General features: G+C 73.3%; 16 protein-coding genes and 2 pseudogenes. 6 read left to right on the top strand and 12 right to left on the bottom strand.

Annotated elements, in window-relative coordinates; all coding sequences use genetic code 11:
• Positions 1-34 precede the first annotated feature (34 nt).
• Positions 35-3124: an acyltransferase family protein gene (locus ACZ50K_RS15045; RefSeq protein ID WP_468902591.1), complete on the bottom strand. Its 3090-nt coding sequence runs from the start codon at positions 3122-3124 to the stop codon at positions 35-37.
• A 17-nt stretch (positions 3125-3141) separates the two neighbouring features.
• Positions 3142-4899, bottom strand: coding sequence for a glycosyltransferase family 2 protein (locus ACZ50K_RS15050; RefSeq protein ID WP_468902594.1), 1758 nt, complete (start codon positions 4897-4899; stop codon positions 3142-3144).
• 367 nt (positions 4900-5266) lie between these two features.
• On the opposite strand from ACZ50K_RS15050, the gene ACZ50K_RS15055 reads away from it, so the two are divergent.
• Both ACZ50K_RS15055 and ACZ50K_RS15060 read left to right on the top strand, forming a co-directional pair.
• Complete coding sequence (locus ACZ50K_RS15055) at positions 5267-6022, top strand: TetR/AcrR family transcriptional regulator (RefSeq protein ID WP_468902597.1); 756 nt, start codon at positions 5267-5269, stop codon at positions 6020-6022.
• Positions 6023-6026: 4 nt separating this feature from the next.
• A complete protein-coding gene (locus ACZ50K_RS15060; protein ID WP_468902600.1) occupies positions 6027-7250 on the top strand; it encodes a cytochrome P450 in 1224 nt (407 codons plus the stop codon).
• 296 nt (positions 7251-7546) lie between these two features.
• On the opposite strand, the gene ACZ50K_RS15065 is transcribed toward ACZ50K_RS15060, so the two are convergent.
• Complete coding sequence (locus tag ACZ50K_RS15065; protein WP_468902603.1) at positions 7547-7918, bottom strand: VOC family protein; 372 nt, start codon at positions 7916-7918, stop codon at positions 7547-7549.
• A 280-nt stretch (positions 7919-8198) separates the two neighbouring features.
• Here ACZ50K_RS15065 and ACZ50K_RS15070 point away from each other — a divergent pair, with 280 nt between their 5' ends.
• Positions 8199-8354 carry a VOC family protein gene (locus ACZ50K_RS15070; RefSeq protein ID WP_468902606.1) on the top strand — a complete coding sequence of 52 codons (156 nt, stop codon included), beginning with the start codon at positions 8199-8201 and terminating at the stop codon, positions 8352-8354.
• Between the two features lie 72 nt (positions 8355-8426).
• Here the strand turns inward: ACZ50K_RS15070 and ACZ50K_RS15075 are convergent, their stop codons facing one another.
• Positions 8427-8927: a TetR family transcriptional regulator C-terminal domain-containing protein gene (locus ACZ50K_RS15075; RefSeq protein ID WP_468902609.1), complete on the bottom strand. Its 501-nt coding sequence runs from the start codon at positions 8925-8927 to the stop codon at positions 8427-8429.
• Positions 8928-8983: 56 nt separating this feature from the next.
• On the opposite strand from ACZ50K_RS15075, the pseudogene ACZ50K_RS15080 reads away from it, so the two are divergent.
• Positions 8984-9580 (top strand): annotated as a pseudogene (locus ACZ50K_RS15080) (SDR family NAD(P)-dependent oxidoreductase); the annotation flags it as partial.
• A gap of 428 nt (positions 9581-10008) precedes the next feature.
• Here ACZ50K_RS15080 and ACZ50K_RS15085 read toward each other — a convergent pair.
• The 8 genes and pseudogenes from ACZ50K_RS15085 to ACZ50K_RS15120 all read right to left on the bottom strand — a co-directional run bounded on the left by ACZ50K_RS15085 (position 10009) and on the right by ACZ50K_RS15120 (position 18153).
• Positions 10009-10608: a hypothetical protein gene (locus ACZ50K_RS15085; protein WP_468902610.1), complete on the bottom strand. Its 600-nt coding sequence runs from the start codon at positions 10606-10608 to the stop codon at positions 10009-10011.
• A gap of 164 nt (positions 10609-10772) precedes the next feature.
• Positions 10773-11087 (bottom strand): glycosyltransferase, encoded by a 315-nt coding sequence (locus ACZ50K_RS15090; protein WP_468902612.1) that lies wholly within the window; start codon positions 11085-11087, stop codon positions 10773-10775.
• A 130-nt stretch (positions 11088-11217) separates the two neighbouring features.
• Positions 11218-11808, bottom strand: a complete 591-nt coding sequence (locus ACZ50K_RS15095; RefSeq protein WP_468902615.1) for a hypothetical protein — start codon at positions 11806-11808, stop codon at positions 11218-11220.
• Positions 11809-12079: 271 nt separating this feature from the next.
• Positions 12080-12628, bottom strand: a pseudogene (locus tag ACZ50K_RS15100) (nitroreductase family protein); the annotation flags it as partial.
• 80 nt (positions 12629-12708) lie between these two features.
• Positions 12709-13995, bottom strand: coding sequence for an MFS transporter (locus tag ACZ50K_RS15105; protein WP_468902617.1), 1287 nt, complete (start codon positions 13993-13995; stop codon positions 12709-12711).
• Entirely contained in the window at positions 13992-15692 is a 1701-nt protein-coding gene (locus tag ACZ50K_RS15110) for a condensation domain-containing protein (protein ID WP_468902620.1), read from the bottom strand. Before ACZ50K_RS15110 ends, ACZ50K_RS15105 begins: the two co-directional genes overlap by 4 nt.
• Positions 15689-17029, bottom strand: coding sequence for a DUF6271 family protein (locus ACZ50K_RS15115; protein ID WP_468902622.1), 1341 nt, complete (start codon positions 17027-17029; stop codon positions 15689-15691). Before ACZ50K_RS15115 ends, ACZ50K_RS15110 begins: the two co-directional genes overlap by 4 nt.
• Entirely contained in the window at positions 17011-18153 is a 1143-nt protein-coding gene (locus tag ACZ50K_RS15120) for a phytanoyl-CoA dioxygenase family protein (RefSeq protein WP_468902626.1), read from the bottom strand. The genes ACZ50K_RS15115 and ACZ50K_RS15120 overlap by 19 nt, the downstream gene beginning before the upstream one ends.
• Before the next feature lie 657 nt (positions 18154-18810).
• On the opposite strand from ACZ50K_RS15120, the gene ACZ50K_RS15125 reads away from it, so the two are divergent.
• On the top strand, positions 18811-19665 hold the full coding sequence (locus ACZ50K_RS15125; protein ID WP_468902628.1) for a class-II aminoacyl-tRNA synthetase family protein: 855 nt from the start codon (positions 18811-18813) through the stop codon (positions 19663-19665).
• A 105-nt stretch (positions 19666-19770) separates the two neighbouring features.
• Complete coding sequence (locus ACZ50K_RS15130; protein ID WP_468902631.1) at positions 19771-20001, top strand: acyl carrier protein; 231 nt, start codon at positions 19771-19773, stop codon at positions 19999-20001.
• Positions 20002-20005 lie beyond the last annotated feature (4 nt).

Raw genomic sequence — 20005 nt, forward strand, 5'->3', positions numbered from 1 at the left:
GATCCCGGGCCGGAGGCGGGGCGTCCGCCTGCGGCTATGCCTGACCCGGCCGCGTCGAGATCGTGACGTGGTCCACGCGCATCGGGTGGCCCGGTTCGGTCGACGGGCCCGCGTCCGCTCCGTCCGCGAGCGGCAGGGCGCCGCCGACGGCCACGTTCAGGATCACGAACAGCCCGTGGTCCACCGCGGCCTTCCAGGTCGCCGGGTCCATCCGGGCGGCGGTCACCCGGTGGTACGCGCGCCCGTCCAGGTACCAGCGCACCTCCTCGGCGCCGGGCGTGCGGTCGACCTCGACCGCGTACGAGCGGAAGCCCGTACGGCAGCCCTTGCACACCTGCTCACCCGAGCCCAGCCCCGCCGGCTCCTGGCAGGGGCCGCCTTCGAGCACCCCGCAGTGCATGGTCCCGAAGAAGGAGTCCCGCCCGTTCACGGACTCCATGATGTCGAGCTCCCCGACACCCGGCCAGCCCGTGTACCCGTCGCGCAGCGGGGCGCCCAGGGTCCAGAACGCCGGCCAGTAGCCGGCCGCCTTCTTCCCGGTCACGTTCGGCAGGGCGATGGAGGCCTCGATCCGCAGCACCCCGCCCGGCGGCGGTGCGAAGTCGTCGCGCCGGGTTTCGATCCGCCCCGAACTCCACCGGCCGTCCACCCGGGTGGGCACGATCTCCAGCGCGCCCTTCCCGTCGAGGCGGACGTTGTCGGTGGAGTCGGTCATCGTCTCGATCTCCCCGGTTCCCCATTGCGGCGCGGGGCAACCCGGATAGCAGGTGCCGATGTCGTGGATCCAGTTCGCGGCGGACGGAGGGGTTCCGGCCGGGCCGTCGAAGTCCTCCCGCAGCAGCCGGGTCCAGCCGTCCGCCCCGGGCCGGGCGGTGGAGTCCGTAGCACCCTCGGACGACCCCCCGGGCCCGCCGCCCGGCCCGGCCGCCGCCGCGGGCAGCAGCCCGTCCTCCATGAGCAGCCGCTCCAGCCGGTTGGTCAGGACCACCGCCGCGGCGTTCGTCAGATGCGCGTCGTCGCGGTAGAGCAGGATCCGGTCCAGGACCGCCGGGCAGGTCGGCCCGTCGCCCGGGCACAGCACCTGGTTCACGCCGACGCTCCGCACGCCGGGCAGCCCGCCGGCCGCGATCCGCCGCGCCAGCGGATCCGGCAGCAGCCCGTCCCCACGGTGGAAAGCGCAGTCGGCGGGGGAGTCGGGACTGCCCGACACGCAGGCCGGGACGTCCGTCCCGGGCACGGGCGTGTCCTCGACGTAGACGATCGGCGCCCCCAGCGCCCGCAAGGGTGTCAGGGTCTTCTCCCAGGCCTCGCCGAGCAGTTCCATGTCGGCGGTGTAGCGGTTGAGCGAGGCGATCACGATCAGTTTCGGTTTGGGCTGTGACCGCAGCCTTTCCAGGGCGTCCGCCCGCCAGGTGTCGCACTCCCGGTAGGCGCGGCCGAGCTGCGGACTGTCCACCGCCAGCTCCGGCAGCGGGCAGCCCTGCTTCACCAGCTCCTGGAGCGCCCAGCCGCGCTGCGCGGCCAGCGCCAGCATCGGGGAGAACCACTGTCCGGCGTGCGAGTCACCGAGCAGCACGATCCGGTCCGGGCTGTCGACCGCCCCGAACAGGCAGTCCGGGCTGCGGGTGGCCGCCGGGGCGACCTGGCAGACCCCGTCCGGCGGGAAGTCCGTCCGCGCCTGCGCCGGACCGGGCACCACCGGGCCGTCTGCGAGCACGCCCCCCGGGCCGCGGGCCAGCAGGTTCGGTCCGCTGGCCGCGCCGGGCGGCAGCCCCTGCGGGTCCACCGGGCCGTCCGGCCCCAGCGCCCGCAGCGTCGTCGACCCGACCAGCAGGGCCAGGACCACCGGCAGCACGATCGCCGCGACCCCCACCGACAGCCCCCGGCGCGGCAGTTCGGAGACCGTACGGCTGCGGCGCAGCGGCCGCTCCACCCAGTGCATCGTCGCCAGCGCCGGCAGCACCGCGGCCGCCGTCAGCGCCGTCTTCACCGGCCAGCCGAGCGTACCCAGCCGGGCCTCGGCCAGGACCAGCACCGGCCAGTGCCACAGGTACAGGTTGTACGAGAGCCGCCCCACGGCCCGCGGCGCCCGCCCCGACAGCAGCCGCCCCACCTCCCAGGCGCCCGGCGCGTGCCGCTCGCCGCGGCCCGGAATCGCGGCGAGGATCACCGCGGCCGCGCCCAGGGTCGGCACCAGCGCCGCGACACCGGGGTACGGGGTGCTCGCGTCGTACGACACCACGCACCAGCCGATCGCCACCGCCCCGGCCCAGCCGCACAGCAGCCGCAGCGGCCGCGGCCCGCGCACCAGATGCCAGGGCATCAGGGCCAGCAGCGCCCCGACGCCGAACTGCCAGACCCGCGAGGGCGTCCCGAGGTACGCGAGCGAGGCCGACCGCCCGGTCCAGTACACGGCCAGGGCGAACGAGCCGAGCACCAGCGGGGCCGCCACGAGCACCACGGCCAGCCGCACGGCCCGCCCCCGGCGCACCGCACGGGCCGCGCCCAGCACCACGACCGCCAGCAGCGGCGCCCAGACCAGATAGAACTGCTCCTCCACGGCCAGGGACCAGAAGTGCAGCAGCGGACTCTGCTCGTGCCCGGCGGCGAGGTAGTCGGTCTGCTGCGCCACGAAACGCCAGTTGGCGAAGGACAGCGCCCCGGCCAGGACGTCGTGCTCCAGATCGGCGCGGCGCAGCGGAACGATCAGCCAGGCCCCCGCCACGGCCACCGCGGCCAGCACCACGGCGGCGGAGGGCAGCAGCCGCCGGGCCCGTCGGGAGAAGAAGTCGCCGAGCCGGATCCGGCCCGTCGTGATCGCCTCCCGGACCAGCAGCCCGGTGATCAGATAGCCGGAGATGACGAAGAAGACATCGACACCGACGAACCCGCCGGCCGTGCCCGGAACACCGGCGTGGAAGGCGAGCACCGCGAGGACGGCGACCGCGCGCAGCCCCTCGATATCGGGCCGGAACGCGGACCGGTGCGGGCTCGGCCCGGACTCGCCGCCGGTACGGGACCCGGCCGGCGGCCGGCCGGCCGGCGCCTCGGCGGCGCTGTCCGGAACCTCGGCGGCGCTGTCCGGCCGGGACCGGCGCCGCCCGGGAGTGAGAAGGAAGGACATGGGAATGGGAGAGCCTTTCAACTGAGCCAGGGAAGCATCGGGTTGACCCACCCCGAGGCCAGCAGAGCGGTGAGCAGGAGGACCGCCGAGGCGGCAGCGGCCTCGGGCCAGCGCCGCGGCAGCATGCCCGTACGGGAGCGGGGTCCGGCCCAGACCCGGCCCCGGCCCCGGTCACGATCACGATCGCGATCGCGATCGCGATCAGGGCCATGGTCACGGTCCCGGCCTCGGACGGCGGTGGCCACCGCGCCCGCCGGACGCAGCTCCACGGCCAGATCCCGGATCAGCGGGAGGTTGATCTGGCACTGCACCAGGAGGTAGAGCAGCAGACCCCAGTTGGGCTCCCAGCCGTTGCGGGCCACGGCCAGCGCCAGCCCGACCGCGGCCGCCCCGTTGGACAGGACCAGCCACAGCAGCGAGACGGCCACCACCCGGCGGGCCATCCCGCCCCGCGAGGCCGCACCGCTCGTCCCGGTGGGCACCCAGGCCGCGCTGCGCCCCCGCAGGGTGTGCAGGAAGGCGGTCGCGGCGGCCACACTGGTCAGGACGTTGGCCCGGATGACCTCCACCCGCCAGCGGGTCCGGCTGATCCTCGGCAGCAGCACGTGCCACAGCCACAGCGGCGCGAGGAGCGGCAGCACGTGCCAGGGCCGGATCTGGTCCGGGAACCAGAACATCATCACCAGCGGCGGCAGCGGGGCCGCGAAGGTGTTCACCGCGGTGGTCAGATAGCCGATGACCCCCTCGTAGAAGCACAGCCGCATCCGCCAGGGCGCCCGCATCCGCCGCAGCACGGGCGTGCCGATCAGATGGAGGTTGCCCATCGCCCACCGGTACTGCTGGTTGACGAAGGAGGTCAGCTCGTCGGGCGAGGTGCCCTTGGCGACCAGCACCGGCACGTACAGGGTGCGGAACCCCTGCTCGTGCAGGGCGAGCCCGGTGTACAGGTCCTCGCTGTGGTCGAGCCGGGCGAAGCCGCCCGCCAGGTCGATGGCGCTGCGCCGGTAGACGGCGTTGCTGCCGCAGCAGATGGCCGCGTCGCTGGCGTCCCGGGAGGGCTGGATCCAGCGGAAGAACCACTCCTGCGCGGAACCGGCGGCCCGCTGCACCCACCCCATGTCCTCGTCGGTGTCGAAGCACTGCGGGCTCTGCACGATCCCGACGGCGGGATCGGCGAAGTAGGGCACGAGGTGGCGCAGGAAGTCCGGGCGCGGGGCGAAGTCGGCGTCCAGGATCGCGATGAACTCGGCGCCGCTCAGGGTGAGCGCGTGGTTGAGGTTGCCGGCCTTCTTCAGATGTCCCCGGTCGGGCCGTACGACGTACTCGTAGCCGTACGAGCCGGCCAGCGCGGCGACTTCGGGCCGGTCGGCGTCGTCCAGCACCCAGACGCGCAGCGCGCCCGGCCAGTCGACCTCCGCGACGGCGCGGTAGGCGTTGCGGAGCACGTCGAGCGGCTCGCCGCAGGTCGGCAGGTACAGGTCGACACCCGGCAGCACGGCCGGCTGCCAGGCGCGCACGAGCACCTCGTGCGACTGCCGGGTGAGCCGGCGCTGCCGCAGGCTGTTGACGGAGGAGAGGCCGAGGGCCACGACATTGAGGCCGAGGACGGCGAGGAACGCCCAGAGGGCGGGCGTCCGCAGGGCGAAGGTGAACATGGTCGCCGCCGTGAACACGAAGGCGAGCGAGGTGCTGACGAGGACCCAGCGGCGCTGGGGCCCGAAGTACCAGTAGAGCTCGTCATCGGACGGCGGTCGCGGAAGATGATGAAAGGTCATAAAGCCCCCCACGGCTGTGTATGTACCCGTTTCCAGGGCCCACCATATCGCCAAAGGTATAGACCACTTGCCACGAGGGCGCCCAACGGAGGCATTTCGCCAAGGATTTGGCGCGACTGTAATGGTCCAGACCTCTTGCGTCACCATTGCACCCCCCGCCACGCGCCGAACGGGGAAGCCGCAGGTCACAGCTGGGTGAACACTCCCCGAACGGCCCGGTCGGAACCACCCCTGACCGAGCCGGTGGCGGAACGAAGGGAACGAGCCGCCGGATCGTGGCGAACCCTTCGCCGTCACAAGGGTTGACGGATCGTCAGGTCCTGGCGGAGCTTATATCGGAACCCCGATATAAGTTCCGGGAGCCGCCATGACACCGCCCGCCGTACCCGGGAGTCCCCAGCCCGGCCCTCCCGACGACCGCCGTCGCCGCACCGGGACCCCGCCCGGCACCGAACCGGGCCGCCAAGAGCAGCGGAAGGCCGAGACACGGGGCCGGCTCCTCGACGCGGCGGCCGGACTCTTCGCCGGCAGCGGCTACCACGCCGTGTCCGCCGAGGCCGTAGCGGAAGCGGCAGGACGGACGACGGGCGCCCTGTACAGCCACTTCGGCGGCAAGGAAGGCCTCCTCCTGGCCCTGCTGGAGGTCTGGAAGGAACGCACCGCACAGGAGCTCACCGAGGAGATCGCCGCCAGCGCGGACCCCGCCGACCCCGCCGTCCACTTCGCCGCGATATGGGGCAGCCTCACCCGTCCGCACCCCGAGCGCGGCGATTCCTGGCTGCTCCTGGAAGCCGAACTCTGGCTGCACGGCGCCCGCGGCCCGCTCATCGGGACCCGGCTCGCCGACCGCTACGCCCAGGTGCGCGCCCGGCTCGGCGAAAGCCACGCCGAACGGGCCGCGACCGCCGGAACCCCTTCGGCGCGCCCACCCCAGGAGACCGGAGCCCTCGCCCTCGGTCTCCTCCTGGGCCTGGCCATGCAGCACCGGCTGGACCCCCAGGCGGTACCGGACTCCCTCGTCGTGGACGCCCTGGGAGCACTCCTCGCCACACCGGCGCCGGCCTCCGCACCACCTCCCGCACCACCTCCCGCATCTTCTACCCCACCCCCTGAAGGGACATGATCGCGTGATACCCACCGGTGAAGTGGACCTCCTCGAAGACACCTGGGCCGCCGGGGTCCCGCACGAGCAGTTCACCAGGCTGCGCCGCGAGGACCCGGTCCACTGGCACGAGGTCCCGGGCCCCGGCCACCACCAGGGCTTCTGGGCCGTCACCCGGCACGCCGACGTCAAGGCGATCAGCCGCGATCCCGAGCTCTGGTCCACCGAACTGGGCTCGTTCATGGTCCGCGACCAGAGCCCCGAATCCCTGGAGAGCCTGCGCCTGGTCCTGCTCGGCATGGACGCCCCGCGCCACTCCCGCTACCGGGCCCTGGTCAGCGCGGGATTCACCCCCCGGGTGGTCCGCCGGCTGGCCGACCGGATCGGTGAGCGTGCGGCCCGGCTGGTGGACGAGGCCGTCGTCCCGGGCCGCGAGATGGACTTCGTCCCCGAGGTGGCGGCCCGGCTGCCCATCCAGACGATCTGCGAGATGGTCGGCGTGCCGGCCGAGGACGAACAGCTGATCTTCGAGTGGAGCAACCGGATGGCGGGCGGCCAGGACCCCGAGCTGTCGGCCGGCCGCCAGGACAGCGACCTCGCGGCCGCCGAGATCTACGCGTACTGCGATCTGCTGGCCGCCGACCGGCGGGCCCGCCCGCGCGAGGACATCCTCTCCACTCTGGTCCACGCCGAGGTCGACGGGGACCGGCTCACCCAGCACGAGATCAACATGTTCTTCGTGCTGCTCTGCGTCGCCGGCAACGAGACCACCCGCAACCTGCTCTCCCACACGGTGATCGCGCTCGCCGAGCACCCGGCCGTTCGGGCCGAGCTGGCGGCCTCTCCCAAGGACGAGGCGCTGTGGACCTCCGCCACCGAGGAGTTCCTGCGCTGGGGCGGCTCGATCCACAACTTCCGCCGCACCGCCACCCGCGACACCGTCCTGCGCGGGCGCCCGATCGAGGCGGGCCAGAAGGTGGTCACGTTCTACACCTCGGCCAACCGCGACGAGGAGGTGTTCGCCGACCCCTTCACCTTCGACGTCCACCGCACCCCCAACGAACACCTGGCCTTCGGCGGCGGAGGCCCGCACTTCTGCCTGGGAGCCGGCCTGGCCCGCACCCAGATCAAGGCCCTGATCCGCCAGCTCCTCCTGCACCACCCGGAGTTCGCGGTGACGGGTCAGGTCCGCCGCCTCCGTTCGGACTTCATCAACGGCATCAAATACCTCCCCGTACGCTTCGACTAGGGCGAGTCCCCCGCGCGGGGTGTCGCGCCGGCCCGGCCTACGACAGGATCCCCCGCACCGAGTGCGGGCAGGCCATGTCCCGGGGCCCGGCACACTGCACGCAGTGCACGGCCGCGCACGGGTACCGCCACGGGGCGGTGGAGACCGACCGCCCCGGCGCAGCGCCTGGCCGCCGAACTCCGCAACACGCCCCCCGCCGGGGCGGCCGCGGTCGTTGCCCGCTTGTTCCGGCCCGGCGACGGTTCCTGACGAACCCTCCGTGGCCCCGCCGCTCCATGGGCGGGGCCACGGACCGCTCAGCGGCCGGCTCGCTGGTTGAAGTGCAGCTTGTGTCCGTCGGGGGCGTCCACGAGCGCGTACGTGCCCCACGGCTCCTCCTTCGGGTCGGTCACCGTCGCCCCCCGCTCCCGAAGCTCCGCGACCGTCGCCGCCACATCATCGGCGGCGAAGATCAGGTAGGCGCCCGCGCCGGGGGACTTGTCGAACGCCTCTGCCTTCGACAGGACGACCGAGGTCTGCGCCCCGGCCGGCCGGAGCTCCAGCCAGCGGGCTCCGCCGCCCATGTCCACGTCCGTGATCAGCTCGAAGCCGAGGACGTCGCGGTAGAAGGCCAGGGACTCGTCCTGGTCGGTCACGTAGAGGGTCGTGGAGGAAATGTGCGTGATCATGTCGTCGCCTTGTCCGTGAACGAACTCGATCGAGTTCTCGCCGTCGGAATTCACGTGGGGTGGCCAGCTTCCAGGATGCTGTTCCGAAACGGCCCGTCCGGCCGGGGTTCCTTGGAAGCCGCCCGGCATATCGCCACCGCGACTCCGCTCCGCTCGCCGTTCATGAGTTCAGCGGACCACGGAGCGCATGGAAGTGGCTGGCGGGAATCCGACGCCAACGTTGCGGTTCCGCCGTACCGGGTGGAGGCATGGGGAGTGGTGCTGCGGGCAGCCGTGAAGCATGACGACGATGCTGGGCGCTTTCGTTCTGGAGACGGAGACCGAGCGGGCCCGCACCCTGGGGGCGACGGTGGAGGACGAGCAGCCTCAGGACGACGTACTGGTTCTGCGCGACCCGCACGGCCACCTGTTCTGCCTCTTCCTGCCCGGCGCCTGACCGGCCCGCTGCGGACGGGTCCCGCGACCGGAAGGCTCCCGGCCGCCCCGGGCGGGCCATGGACGCCCGCGGTCAGGGGCTTGTGGCGGCGGGCGCCGTGGGCCAGGCGGTCAGGGCCACCTCGACCGCCGCGGTCAGCTGGGAGGCCGTGGCGCCGTCCTGGGCTCGCTGCGAGAGCCCTTGCAGGATGGTGGCGAAGTAGTCGGCCAGGGCGCGGGGGCTGGCGTCCTCGGGTAGTTCTCCCGCCCGCTGTGCCTGCCGCAGCCGGTCCTCGAACCCGTCGACGTTCCTGCGGCGCAGGTCGCTGAGCAGGGACCGTACTTCCGCGTCCTGGGTGGTGACGTTGGTCGCCGCGCTGATGGCCAGACAGCCGGCCGGGTGCGAGCAGTCGGGGTAGATGGCGGCGGCCTCCCGGAGGATGCGGGCGAAGGCCCCGTACGCGGTGGGCTCCTCCCGGAGCGCGATGCCCGCGAAGGCGCCGACCGGCGACCGGCCGTAGGTGTCGACCACTTCCTGGAACAGGGACTTCTTGTCCCCGAAGGCCGCGTACAGACTGCCCGAGCGGATGCCCATCGCCTCGGTGAGCTCGCCGATGGAAACGCCCTCGTAGCCCCGCTCCCAGAACAGGCGCGTGGGCCCTCCACGCGCGGCTCGGAAGCCACGGCGATGCCGCGGCCCTCTGGTCGGCCTTCGACACCCAGGTGCCCCACGACACGCCCGCCCCCGTTGTCGACATCATCGTCAACAACGCGGGCGTAGGCCACGGCGCGAACCTGGAGTCCCTGACCGAGGAAGGTTTCGACGAGGTCTTCGCGGTGAACGTCCGCGCACCCTTCTTCATCGTGCGGGAGGGACTGAAGCGACTGCGCGACGCCGGCCGGATCATCAACATCTCCAGCGGCGCCGCCCACCTCGCGATGCCCGAGATCATCGCCTACGGGGCCACCAAGAGCGCCCTCGACAACTTCACCCTCAATCTCGCCAAGGAACTGGGCCCCCGCGGCATCACGGCGAACTCGGTCGCGCCCGGGATCATCGACACGGACGTCAACGCGGGCTGGCTGCGCGGCAACCCCGAAGCCGAGGCCCACGCCGCCTCCCTGGCCGCGCTGGGCCGAGTCGGCCGGCCGGAGGACGTGGCCGATATCGTGGCCTTCCTCGCCTCGGACGACGCCCGCTGGGTCACCGGCAAGGTCATCGACGCCACCGGCGGCTCCGGACTGTGACCCCTCGGGACCGGTCGGGAATCGAGAAGCGCAGGTCATGATCCGCTTCTGCTCCAGCCCAGCCCAGCCCTACGCGGAGTGGAGGAGCACGCGGTGAGGTTCCGCACCCGGGTCGAGCCGCCCGGCCGGTGGCGAGCTGGGCCTCGATCATCCCGGGCGTCAGCGTGCCCAGGGCACCGCTGCGCACGATGCCGGCGTTGTTGACGAGCACGTCCGGCCGCCCGTGTGCCTCCAGCACGGTGCGGAGAATCCGACGGGGCTCGCCCTGGGCGGCGAAGGCGCGGGCGGTGGCCCGGCCGATCCAGGTGCCGGCCCCGGTGACGGCGACGATCCTGCCGGCGCGGGGTGAGGTGCTGTTCATGCCGGCCGTCGTCCAACCCTGCCGCCAGCGGCAAGGTCAAGCAGGAGCAACAGCCCGAAGCCACCGGTCAGCCGGTGGTGCCGGGCGCGGTCTCCGCGGCCCTGCGCCGCAGCACGTCCTCCACGCGGGTCCGCCACAGCCTGAGCGGTTCCGGCATGCCGACGTCGGGGAGGGGTGTGCCGGCCGGGGCTCCCTCGTGTCCCCGGCGGGCCTTCTGGTTGTTCTCGTACAGGGTGACCAGGTGTGCCAGTTGCGGAATGTCCCGGCGGAGCCGGTCGGCCCATGTGGGCGTCAGGAAGTCGTGGTTGACGACGAACCGTCCGTCGTCACGGGCCGTCGTCACGTACATGAGGTGGCCGTCCGGGGACCAGAAGTACCGCATGTGGGGGTCCCGGGTCAGTGCCCCGTGACGGGCCGCGGCCTGCTCATGGGCCATCCAGGACCGCACCCGCCCGGCGTCCTGGTACTCCTCCACGGTGAGCGGGATCCCGAACTCCCAGAGCCTGGGCAGCATCTCCAGCTGGGCTACCTCCTGGAGGTACCGGGCCCGGGCCCGGCCGTCCCCCCGGCGGCCGGCGGCCTCCGCGTCGTGGCGGCGGTCTTCAAGCCCCCGCTCCTGGTCGAACTGCAGGAGGGCTGCCCAGTTCAGCTGTTCCGCGGCGGTCATGCACGCCTCCCCCCGGCCCGCGGTACCGGGCCCTCGGCCGGACCGCCGCCGGTCGGCGGCCCGTGCCACCGGATGATCCTCCGTCCGGAGCGCTGACGCCAGACGCTCCCGCGACAGCCGACCTGTCGGCCGGGCCCGGAGCCGGGGCCGGGGCCGCGGATGCGTCAGATCTGGACGACGGCCTCGGCGCGCATCCAACCCCGCCGGTCGGCTGCCGCGTCGGTGGTGACCAGCACGTAGCCGTACTCGTTGTAGCTGGCGCCCTCACAGGTCGAGGCCCCGACTATGTCGCCGGCGTGCTTGGTCTTGACGACCACGCTGTTCGGGTTCGGGTTCTCGTACACGCCGGCGGACGGCCACAGGACCTTGTACTGGCAGCCGGACGAGGCGGAAGCGCTCGCCGCCGGGCCGGCGGCGAGGATACCGGCGCAGCCGAGCGCGGCGGCCAGGACGGTGGTGGTGAGACGATTGATGCGCATGAGCGGTGAATGCCCTTCAGGGTCGACGTTCTGTCAGCACACACCATCGCAGGTGCGGTTCGATCCCGCCGAGGCCCGGGGCTGCTGGAGGGGAGCGTTGGGAGAGGCGCTCTGCGGTGACCGGTCTGGATCAGATCTTCGACGAGTACCCCCACAATCCTCGGCTGTCTTCGCCACTCTGGCCGGCCCCGCCCACATGCTGGAGTCGGCGAACGCGGCGTTCTTCACCGCGATCGGCGACGGGCGCACCGAGACCGGGCTGCCGCTCGGTCAAGGGGACGGCACCCGGGAGGGCTTCTTCGACTTCACCTACGAGCCGCGTGTGGACGCGGGCGGCAATGTGATGGGGGTGCGGGTGGTCGGGGTGGAGACCGCCCAGGTCAAGCACGCTCAGCGGCTGACGGCCGAGCACCGGGTGCTGCTGGAGCAGATCGCCCGCCAGGCCTTCGACGGCCACACCGTCGCCCTGGCCGAGGACCTCGCCCGCCGCGCCGCCTCGGCCGTGCGCAACGCCCGCCAGTACGCCCGCCGCGCCGCCCTCGCCCGCGACCTCCGGGCAGGGCTTCTCCTGCCGGACCTGCCCGAGGTGCCCGGGGCCGAGGTCGCGACCTACCACCACCCCGCGGGTGAAGGACTCGACATCGGCGGCGACTTCTACGACGTCTTCCCCCTCAAGGACGGCCGCTGGGCGTTCCTCCTGGGCGACGTCTGCGGCCGCCACCCCCGACGGCCTCGACATCGCACTGGTCCGCGCCGGCCACAGCGCCCCCGTGCACCGGAAGGCCCACCGCGGCGCGCACGCCCTGGACATCAAGGGCTTCCTGCTCGGCATCGCCCCCGACGCGCTCGTCACACCCCACCATGTCCCAGGGGGCTCCGGGAACCTCCCGTTCCGCCGGGCCGCGCGGGCGGAAGGGTTCGGCCAGCTGGGCCAGATAGGCGGCGTCCTCCAGCACCACGCAGTCGGCCGGGGCCGCGCCCAGATCCGGCTGAGACCAGGGTGCGGAGCGAAGGTGCGCGAGGCTGTGGCGGGTGCGGTCCTCGGGCGGGCCGTCGGCTGCCCTGCCCACCGCGAGCATGGAGACGATCGCCCAGCCCGGGGCCGGGTCCAGTTCCTTGGTGAGCCCTTCGAGGTCGAATGCCCGGAACTGGTGCGAGGCCAGGCCCAGGGCCTGGGCCTGGAAGGTCAGGTGGGCGACGGCCTGGCCGAGGTCGTAGTCGGCGAACTCGGAGTAGAGCAGGCTCGTGTCATCCACGTGCCGGCGGGTGAGGGCGACGACGAGGAGGCTCGCCTCCGTGGCCCAGCGGGCCGAGCTCGGTGCGAGGTGAGGCAGGACCCGTTCGTGCTCCGGCTCACCGGGCCTGCCGGTGTGGAAACCCCACGGCTGGGAGTTCCCCGCCGACGGCGCCCACCGTGCCGCTTCCAGCAGCAGGCCGAGGGCGTGGTCGTCTACCACCGCCGACGGATCGAACCGGTAGGGGCTGAAGCGCCCGGCCAGCAGGGGGTGTATGCCGCTGGGCGGCTCGGGTCGACGGTGCACGCTGGGCTGCAACCCGTGGCCGCCGGTGTGTATTCCGGCGGAGGAACGGGAGAACGGAGGGCCCCCGCACCCCCCGCCGCTCACGCAGCCGCGGTGCTGCCCGGTAGCGGGGCGGCCCGGTCCGGGTCCTCGGGGGCGCGGCCCAGGGCGCGGATGGCCGGGACGCAGAGCATCGCGCCGATGCAGACGACGCCGACCACCGAGGAGAACAGCAGGACCCGGTCCGCGCCGAAGGCCTCGGCGGCCGGACCGGCGAGCGCGCGCCCCACCGGGATGACCATGATCGACCCGGCCACGTCGTAGGCCGACACGCGGCTGAGGACGGCCAACGGGACGTGGGACTGCACGCTCGTCGCCCACATGACGCCCCAGAACGCGAACCCGCAGCCCGCCACCGCTCCGGTCACGGCGGTCAGGGTGAACGACCAGCCGAGCGCGGGGGCAAGGGGGTTGAGGGAGAAGAAGAACATCGCGCAGGCACCCGCCACCAGCGGCCGCCGGGGTCGCACCCGCATGCCCAGGAGACCGCCCACGATCGTCCCGGCGCCGTCGGCCGACGCGATCCAGCCGTACCCGCCCGCCCCGTGCTGCTCCGTGAGCAGGACCGCGCACAAGGGGATGGCGGGGCCGAAGACGAACAGGCCGTACACCGCCCAGAGGGAGATCACCCCCCACAGCCAGCCACGGGAGCGGAACTCGTGCCAGCCGGTGAGGAGCCGCTGCCACATGGGGTCGTCCTCGGTGTCCCGGGCCGTACCGAGCCGGCGCAGCGGGGCCAGGCCCAGCGCGCTGAGCGCGTACGCGGCCGCGATGACGGTGAACGACCCCGCGACGCTCCAGTAGGCGACGACCAGACCGGCGACCCCGGGACCCAGCAGGGTGCAGATGGCCTCCGAGATGCGCAGCAGCGCGTTCGCCCGCTGGATGTCCTCGGAGACCTGCGGCACCAGGCTCGCCAGCCCCGGCTGGAACATGGCGGTGGCGGCGCCGCTGAGCGCCAGCAGCGCCATGATGTGCCACAGCCGTATGTCGGTGGCGACCAGCAGGAGCGCCAGGGCGAGCATGGCGACCATCCGCACGACGTCGGCGCCGACCATCATCAGCTGGGGCGTGAAGCGGTCGGCCAGCACCCCGCCGAACAGCACGAGGAGCACGATCGGCGTCATCCAGGCGGCCAGCGCGTAGCCCACCCCGGCCGCGCCGTGGCCGGCCCCGAGCACGGCGCTGGTCAGCGACACCATCAGCATGCCGTCGGCCAGCAGCGAGGCGCTGCGCGCCATGAACAGGAGCCGGAACCGGCTCGACTTCCACGGGCTCGGCGGCCTCTTCCGGGGCGCCCGGGGGACCACTGCCTCATCCATCGTCATGTCGCATCCGCCGGAGCCCGGCCGGTCCCTTCGCTGAGTATCCGTTGACTGAGCCATGCGCCGCTCCGGTCCGCGTCCGCGGGCGCGGGCGGGTGGCGGACGATCACGTACCGGCGGGGGGCCAGTACGCCCGGGTGCCCCGGGAGCGCCTCCATCAGCGCGGTGTGAGCCCGCCGCGGGGTCAGCGGACCGTCCCCGGCCGCGATGTACGCGGTCAGGCCGTCCGCGCTGACGTGCGCGGCCCGTCCGCCCAGCGCCCGGCCGAGCGCCTCCGCCACCAGCGGCGGCGAGGTCCAGCAGCCGTCCGCGCGGACCCACCGCGGGCCGTGCCGGACCGGCTCGACCCCCGTCACCCCGCTCAGCGACGCCAGCGGAACGTCCGCCGCCACCGCCGCCTCCAGCAACCGGACCAGCCCGGTCAGGAAGCCCTCCGCCTGCTCGCGGGTGAACAGGGCCGGATCGGCCCACAGGCCGAGGTGCAGCAGGGGATCGGTCGCGTACACGAAGCTCAGGGCACGGGTCGGCAGGACCTGCCCCGGGCCCCAGGCCAGCTCGTGCTCGGGGCCGTCCGCCCCGTCCCGCACCAGGGTGCTGACATCGTTGAACACCACGTCCCGGGTGAACCGGCTGCCCCGCTCGCAGGTGACCCCGTCGATCATCTCCCACAGGCCGAGCGCGTCGAACTGACTGTGCCGGTAGGCGTCCAGGGCCGCGCCCCATGCCCTCGCCACCAGCGCGTCGAAGCCCGGGACCCTGGTGTCGAGGCACAGCAGCGCGTCCTGGGACAGGGTGCCGACCGCCCGAGCCAGCCCGGACCGGAACCGGTTCGCGCTCGGGACGGCGACGACGCAGGCCTCCTGCTCCGTACGGTGCGCGATCAGCGCGCACCAGGCCGTCAGCAGCACGGTGGACGGCAGGGCCCCCGTACGGGCCGCCACCCCGGCCAGCGCGCGGGCGGCCCGGCGCGACCGGAGGGTGAGGCACGGCGTCGGGATCTCGGTGCCCTCGGCGCCCGGCTCGGCGAACATGGCCTGCGGCCCCGTCCGGATGATCCGCTCCCAGTGGCGCAGCGAGGCCTCGGACCTGCGGCGGCCGGCGGGGGAGGCCTCCTCGGCGGCCTGGGCGAGCGGGGTGAGGGAGCCCGGAGCCGGCAGGGTGTCTCCTGCGAGCAGGGCGAGCCATTCCTCCCGCAGGACCGCGAGGGCGCCCGCGTCGGCCGCCGCGTGGCTGGCCGCCATGGCCAGCTGGAGGGGCCGTCCGGCGCGGGCGACCAGGACGAGGCGCAGGGGGAAGTCCGCGTCCAGCCGGAACGGCGCGTTGCGGGCGTCCCGGGCCAGGGCCTCGGCGTGCTCCCCGGCCGGCCCGGGGAGGTCCGCGTGGTCGAGGACGGTGACGGTGAAGGTGCCCGCGGGGGTCACGGTCTGCTCCCGGGGCGGGCCTTCGCCGTCGTACGGGAAGGTCGTTCGCAGTGCCTCGTGCCGGAGCACGAGCGTGCGCAGGGCGTCGAGGACCGGGCCGGTGCCGGTCCCCTCCGGCACCGGCCACACGGCGTGGATGTTGATGTGCTCCGGCTCGTCGCGCAGCATGCAGCGGATCATGTTCGCCTGGCCCAGGGTGACGGGCCCCCGGCCGGTGGTGCCGCCCTCGTACCGGAGGGTGTGCACGGTCCTGGTGGGCGGGGCGGGGTCGTGGCTCATGCGCGGTACCCGGCGGCTTCCCGGAGCGGGCGGCCCGCAGGACGCGGGTGGGTGCGGGCGGCCGCGGTCAGCTGCTCCCAGACGTCGGTCAGCAGGGCGAACTCCTCCATGTCGCGGCGGGCCTCGTCGAGGAGTTCCCCGGCGCGCGCGGTCAGGGACTCGGCCGCCCGCGCGTACCGGCCGCCCAGGGCGCGGTACGTCCGGACGAGCCGGTCGAGCCGTTCGGCGCCCTCGGTGCGGTCGGCGAGGGCCCCGTCCCGGACGGCCCTCGCGACGGCGCGGGGCCGGATCCGCCCTTCGGGGTCGAGCAGCGCCGCACCCTCCCGCCGGGTGGTGGCGTAGACGCGGTCGAAGTGCGGTCCGGCCAGCAGGAACTTCGCGAAGCGCAGTTGGTAGGCGAGGAATCCGGAGTCCGAACGCCGTTCCTCCGTGTGGTAGTTGACGATGTGCCGGTTGTGGAGGACACCAGGGAGCCGGGCGTCGTGCACCAGGTGGATCAGGAAGTAGTCGCTGCCGATGGTGTCGCGGGCGGGCGGCAGCGGGACACGGCCGTACACCTCGCGGTCGAGGGCGATGTTGCACATGTCCACCCGGGTCGGGCCGACATGGGTGAGGGTGGTGGAATCCGAGGTGAACGGGGTGGTGCCGGCGCCCCGGAAGGATCCCGCGACGAGGTGCCTGCGCCACAGCTCGGGATAGCCGGGCGGGACGGAGAGCCCGACGACCTCCTCGTAGGCGGACGGGTCCGTACGGCGGATCTCCGCCAGGTCCACGGACATCTCTCCGACGAAGGAGCCGCCCACCAGCGACACCGGCCGGTCGACGCAGGCCGGGTCGAGTCTGCTGCGCGTCACCAGGGCGGAGACGTCACCCGCACGCCGTCCCAGGGCGGCCAGTTCGTGGGGCAGGGGGTGGACCGGTTCGCCGTCCAGCTGCTGGTAGCGGCTGTCGGAGTCCCGTCGGTGGACGGAGGCGCAGCCCAGGGCCTCCGCGACGAGGAAGGCACGGTTGGTGCAGGCGCCGTAGGAGACCGCGGCGGGCAGCAGGAGCCCGAGCAGCCGCTCGGGCTCGGCGGCACCGGACCGGGCGATCACCTCCCGCAGGAAGGCCCGCTGCCAGGCCTCGTCGTAGTGGTGGACGAGGACTCCGGGTGCGGGGGGCAGCGAGGCGACGGCGGCCCGGTGCGCGGCGAGGTCCGCGTCGGCGGAGGAGTCGAGGACCAGCAGGTGCACCTCGGCGCGGGAGTCGCGGGCCCCGCGGGCGGCCTCCTCGACGATCGCCCTGATGGCCTCGGTGGAGGGGCGGTTCGTGGGGAGGGTCAGGCAGACGCGGCGCACGCGGACTCCCCGTTCCGTTCGGCGGCCTCGGCGGCCTGCGTGGCCTCGCCGGCCGGGGCGGCCTCGGCGGACTGAGGGGTCTCGACGGGCTCGGGGTCGTGCCAGGAGGTGAGCCCCAGCAGCCGGCTGCCCAGCGGGTCGAGGACGGCGGTCGGGTAGCGCTTCGACTCGTGCAGGACGGGGTCGCCGACCAGGGTCCTGTTCCAGCGCGGGGTCCGCAGGTGCCGCCAGGCCTCGACGCGCGAACGCCGCAGCCGCTCGTGCTCCTCCAGGGCCGGCATCATCGACAGGTACTGGACGGCCCGGACCTGGTCCCGGGAGGTGTTGCGGGCCACGCCGTGCGCGAGGAGGCCGTTCCAGATCAGCAGGTCACCGGGGCCGAGGTCGGGGCGGACGACGGGGAACTCCGTCCGGTCCACGTCCGGGCGCAGCGGGTCGCGGTCGGCGGGCTGGGTGGTCTTCCACTCCTCGAACCGCCGGAACAGCTCCGGATCGCACTGGAACCCGCCGGACTCGGGCCGTGTCGCGTTGAGCGCGATGATCCCCTGGACGCGCTGCGGCGGGACCTGGAGGGTGGTGTCGATGTCCCAGTGGAGGTCGATGTCGAATCCGCGGGCGGTGGGTTCGATCAGGGCGCGGTCGCGGTTCCCGATGTTGGGAGGGTTGAGATTGAGCCGGTCCTGGGTGACCCAGAGCTCCTCGCAGTCCCAGACGTCGACGAAGGCATCGTAGACGCGTCGGGCCTGCCGGTTGTCCCAGAGCAGCTGGTGGTGGTAAGCCTCCACGAACCCGTACACGTGCAGTTGCCGGTCCAGTTCCGAGCGCAGCGGCCGGTCCTCGTACCAGCTGTCCGGCCGGTCGGGGTCGAGGCCCTGGAACCGCCACGCGAAGTCGAGGAGCCGGCGGGCGGCTTCGGGCGGCACCGCCTCGCGGACGATGACGTAGCCGTACGTCTGCCAGTGGGTGAAGTCCGCCTCGGACAGCACCCGCAGCGGCCGTGACTTCCGCAGTTCCCGCAGGGTGGTCTGGGCGAGATAGGACTCGCCGTCCGCGCTGAAGTACGGCAGGTCCGAGGCCGCGCGGTGGAGGCGGGGGCGGGGGCGCCGAGGATCGGGTGTGGTCATGGGATCTCTCCAGAACTGGGGTCGGGGAGGCCGTCCGGCACGCCTCCCGCCCCGGCGGCGGGCCGGGGGCAGTGCGGTGCCCGACCTGGTCGGGGTCCGGGTGTGGACCGGGCTCGGGGCCCGGCCCGGAGGCGGATCCCGGGGTGCGGCCGGGGCGCACCGACCGACACCGGTCCCGGGTGTCCGGGGGCGGTCGGGGGCGGCCGGAGGTGCAACGCCACGAGCAGAATTGGTGTAGACCAGACGTCCTGTCAAGTCCTCCCCGGGGGGATGCTGTTGCCCTGACCGGCGACTTTCGGACAAGGCTCGGAGGTCTCCGCCGCTCTCGCGGTTTGGTCTAGACATTCGCGAGCCGAGCGGCCTACTGTCCCCATGCGCGGCCTGCTCCTTGACCAGGCGTCAGCCGGCTCCTGCGGCGCTGCCGCGCATCCGCCGGTCGACGCTGACCACGCAAGTCCACCACTCGAACCCGCCCGTGCCCGCGGTCCCCGCGCCCTCGCGCACACCGCTCGTACGGCCTTGCGGCGTCTCGCCGCCGGTCGGCAACGCCGTCCACGGCCACGGACGCGACGCCCGCCCGCGGCGCCCGGCCGCCCGCGAAAACCGGCCGTCGTCGCCGCCCCCACACATCCACCACCCCAGAGGGAGCCTTCTCCAATGAGCACACCCGTCTCGGACCTGCGGGACCTCGGCCTGAAAGGTCCCGGCCCGGGCCTGATCACGCTCGACCCGGCCCGGACCGCCCTGCTGCACGGCCTGGACGGCCTGCTCACCGGCCTGGCGGCCAGACTCGGCGCCCCCGAGGTCGTGGGGCCGCCCCTGCTGTCCGTCGAAGGTCTGGCCCGGCTGGACTTCTTCCGCAACTTCCCCCACCTCGGCGTGTCCGCCGGGCGGTTCACCGCGGACGCCCTCGACGACCTGGCCGGCGGAGCCGTGCCGGGGGAGCGGACCCTGCTTCCCACCGGCTACCTCCTGCCCTCCGCCACCTGCTACGGACTGCTGCTCTCCCTGGAGGACACCGACATCGGCGAGCGGGGCCTGCGCCTCTCCGCCGCCGGCCGCTGCTTCCGCAACGAGACCCACTACGACGGACTGCGCCGCATGTGGGGTTTCCACATGCGGGAGGTCCTCTACCTCGGCACCAAGGAGGGCGCTGTCGAACACCTGGAACGAGGATCCGAGTTCATCGCCGGGACGGCCGCCCGGCTCGGCCTGGAACTCACCCGGGGCGTGGCCGACGACCCCTTCTACGACAAGGGCGGATCCCGGGCCCGGCTGATGGCACTGGACCCGGTCAAGCACGAGTTCTCCACCGCCGACGGCACGGCCATCGCCTCCGTCAACCGCCACCGCAACTTCTTCGGCGAACGCCTGGACATCCGCGCCGGGTCCGCCGGGCCCGCGTACAGCGCCTGTGTCGCCTTCGGCCTCGAACGCTGGGTCCACGCGATGCTCCTCGCCCACGGCACGGCCGAACGGGCCCTGGATCGCCTCCGCGAAGCCGGAGCGTGAGCGGGCCTACCCGCACACCCCGCATCCCCGGACCGACCCGGGACCCCATACCGCAGACCGCAGACCGCAGACCACAGACCACAGACCGCAAGGAGCGAACCCGCCGTGCACCGCATCACCTCCTGGCTGTACGAGAAGAACCCCGGCCTGGACGGCCCCATCGACACCGACGAGGACCTCATCGAGGCGCGTCTCATCGACTCGATGGACTTCCTGGAGTTCATCGACCTCCTGGAGGAGCTCTCCGGCAGCACCATCGACCTCCAGGAGGTCACCATCGACGACTTCCGCACCCTCGGCCGGGTCCGTGAACGCTTCCTCAGCACCGCAGGCTGACCGC

Source organism: Streptomyces sp. NPDC033845 (assembly GCF_055576225.1).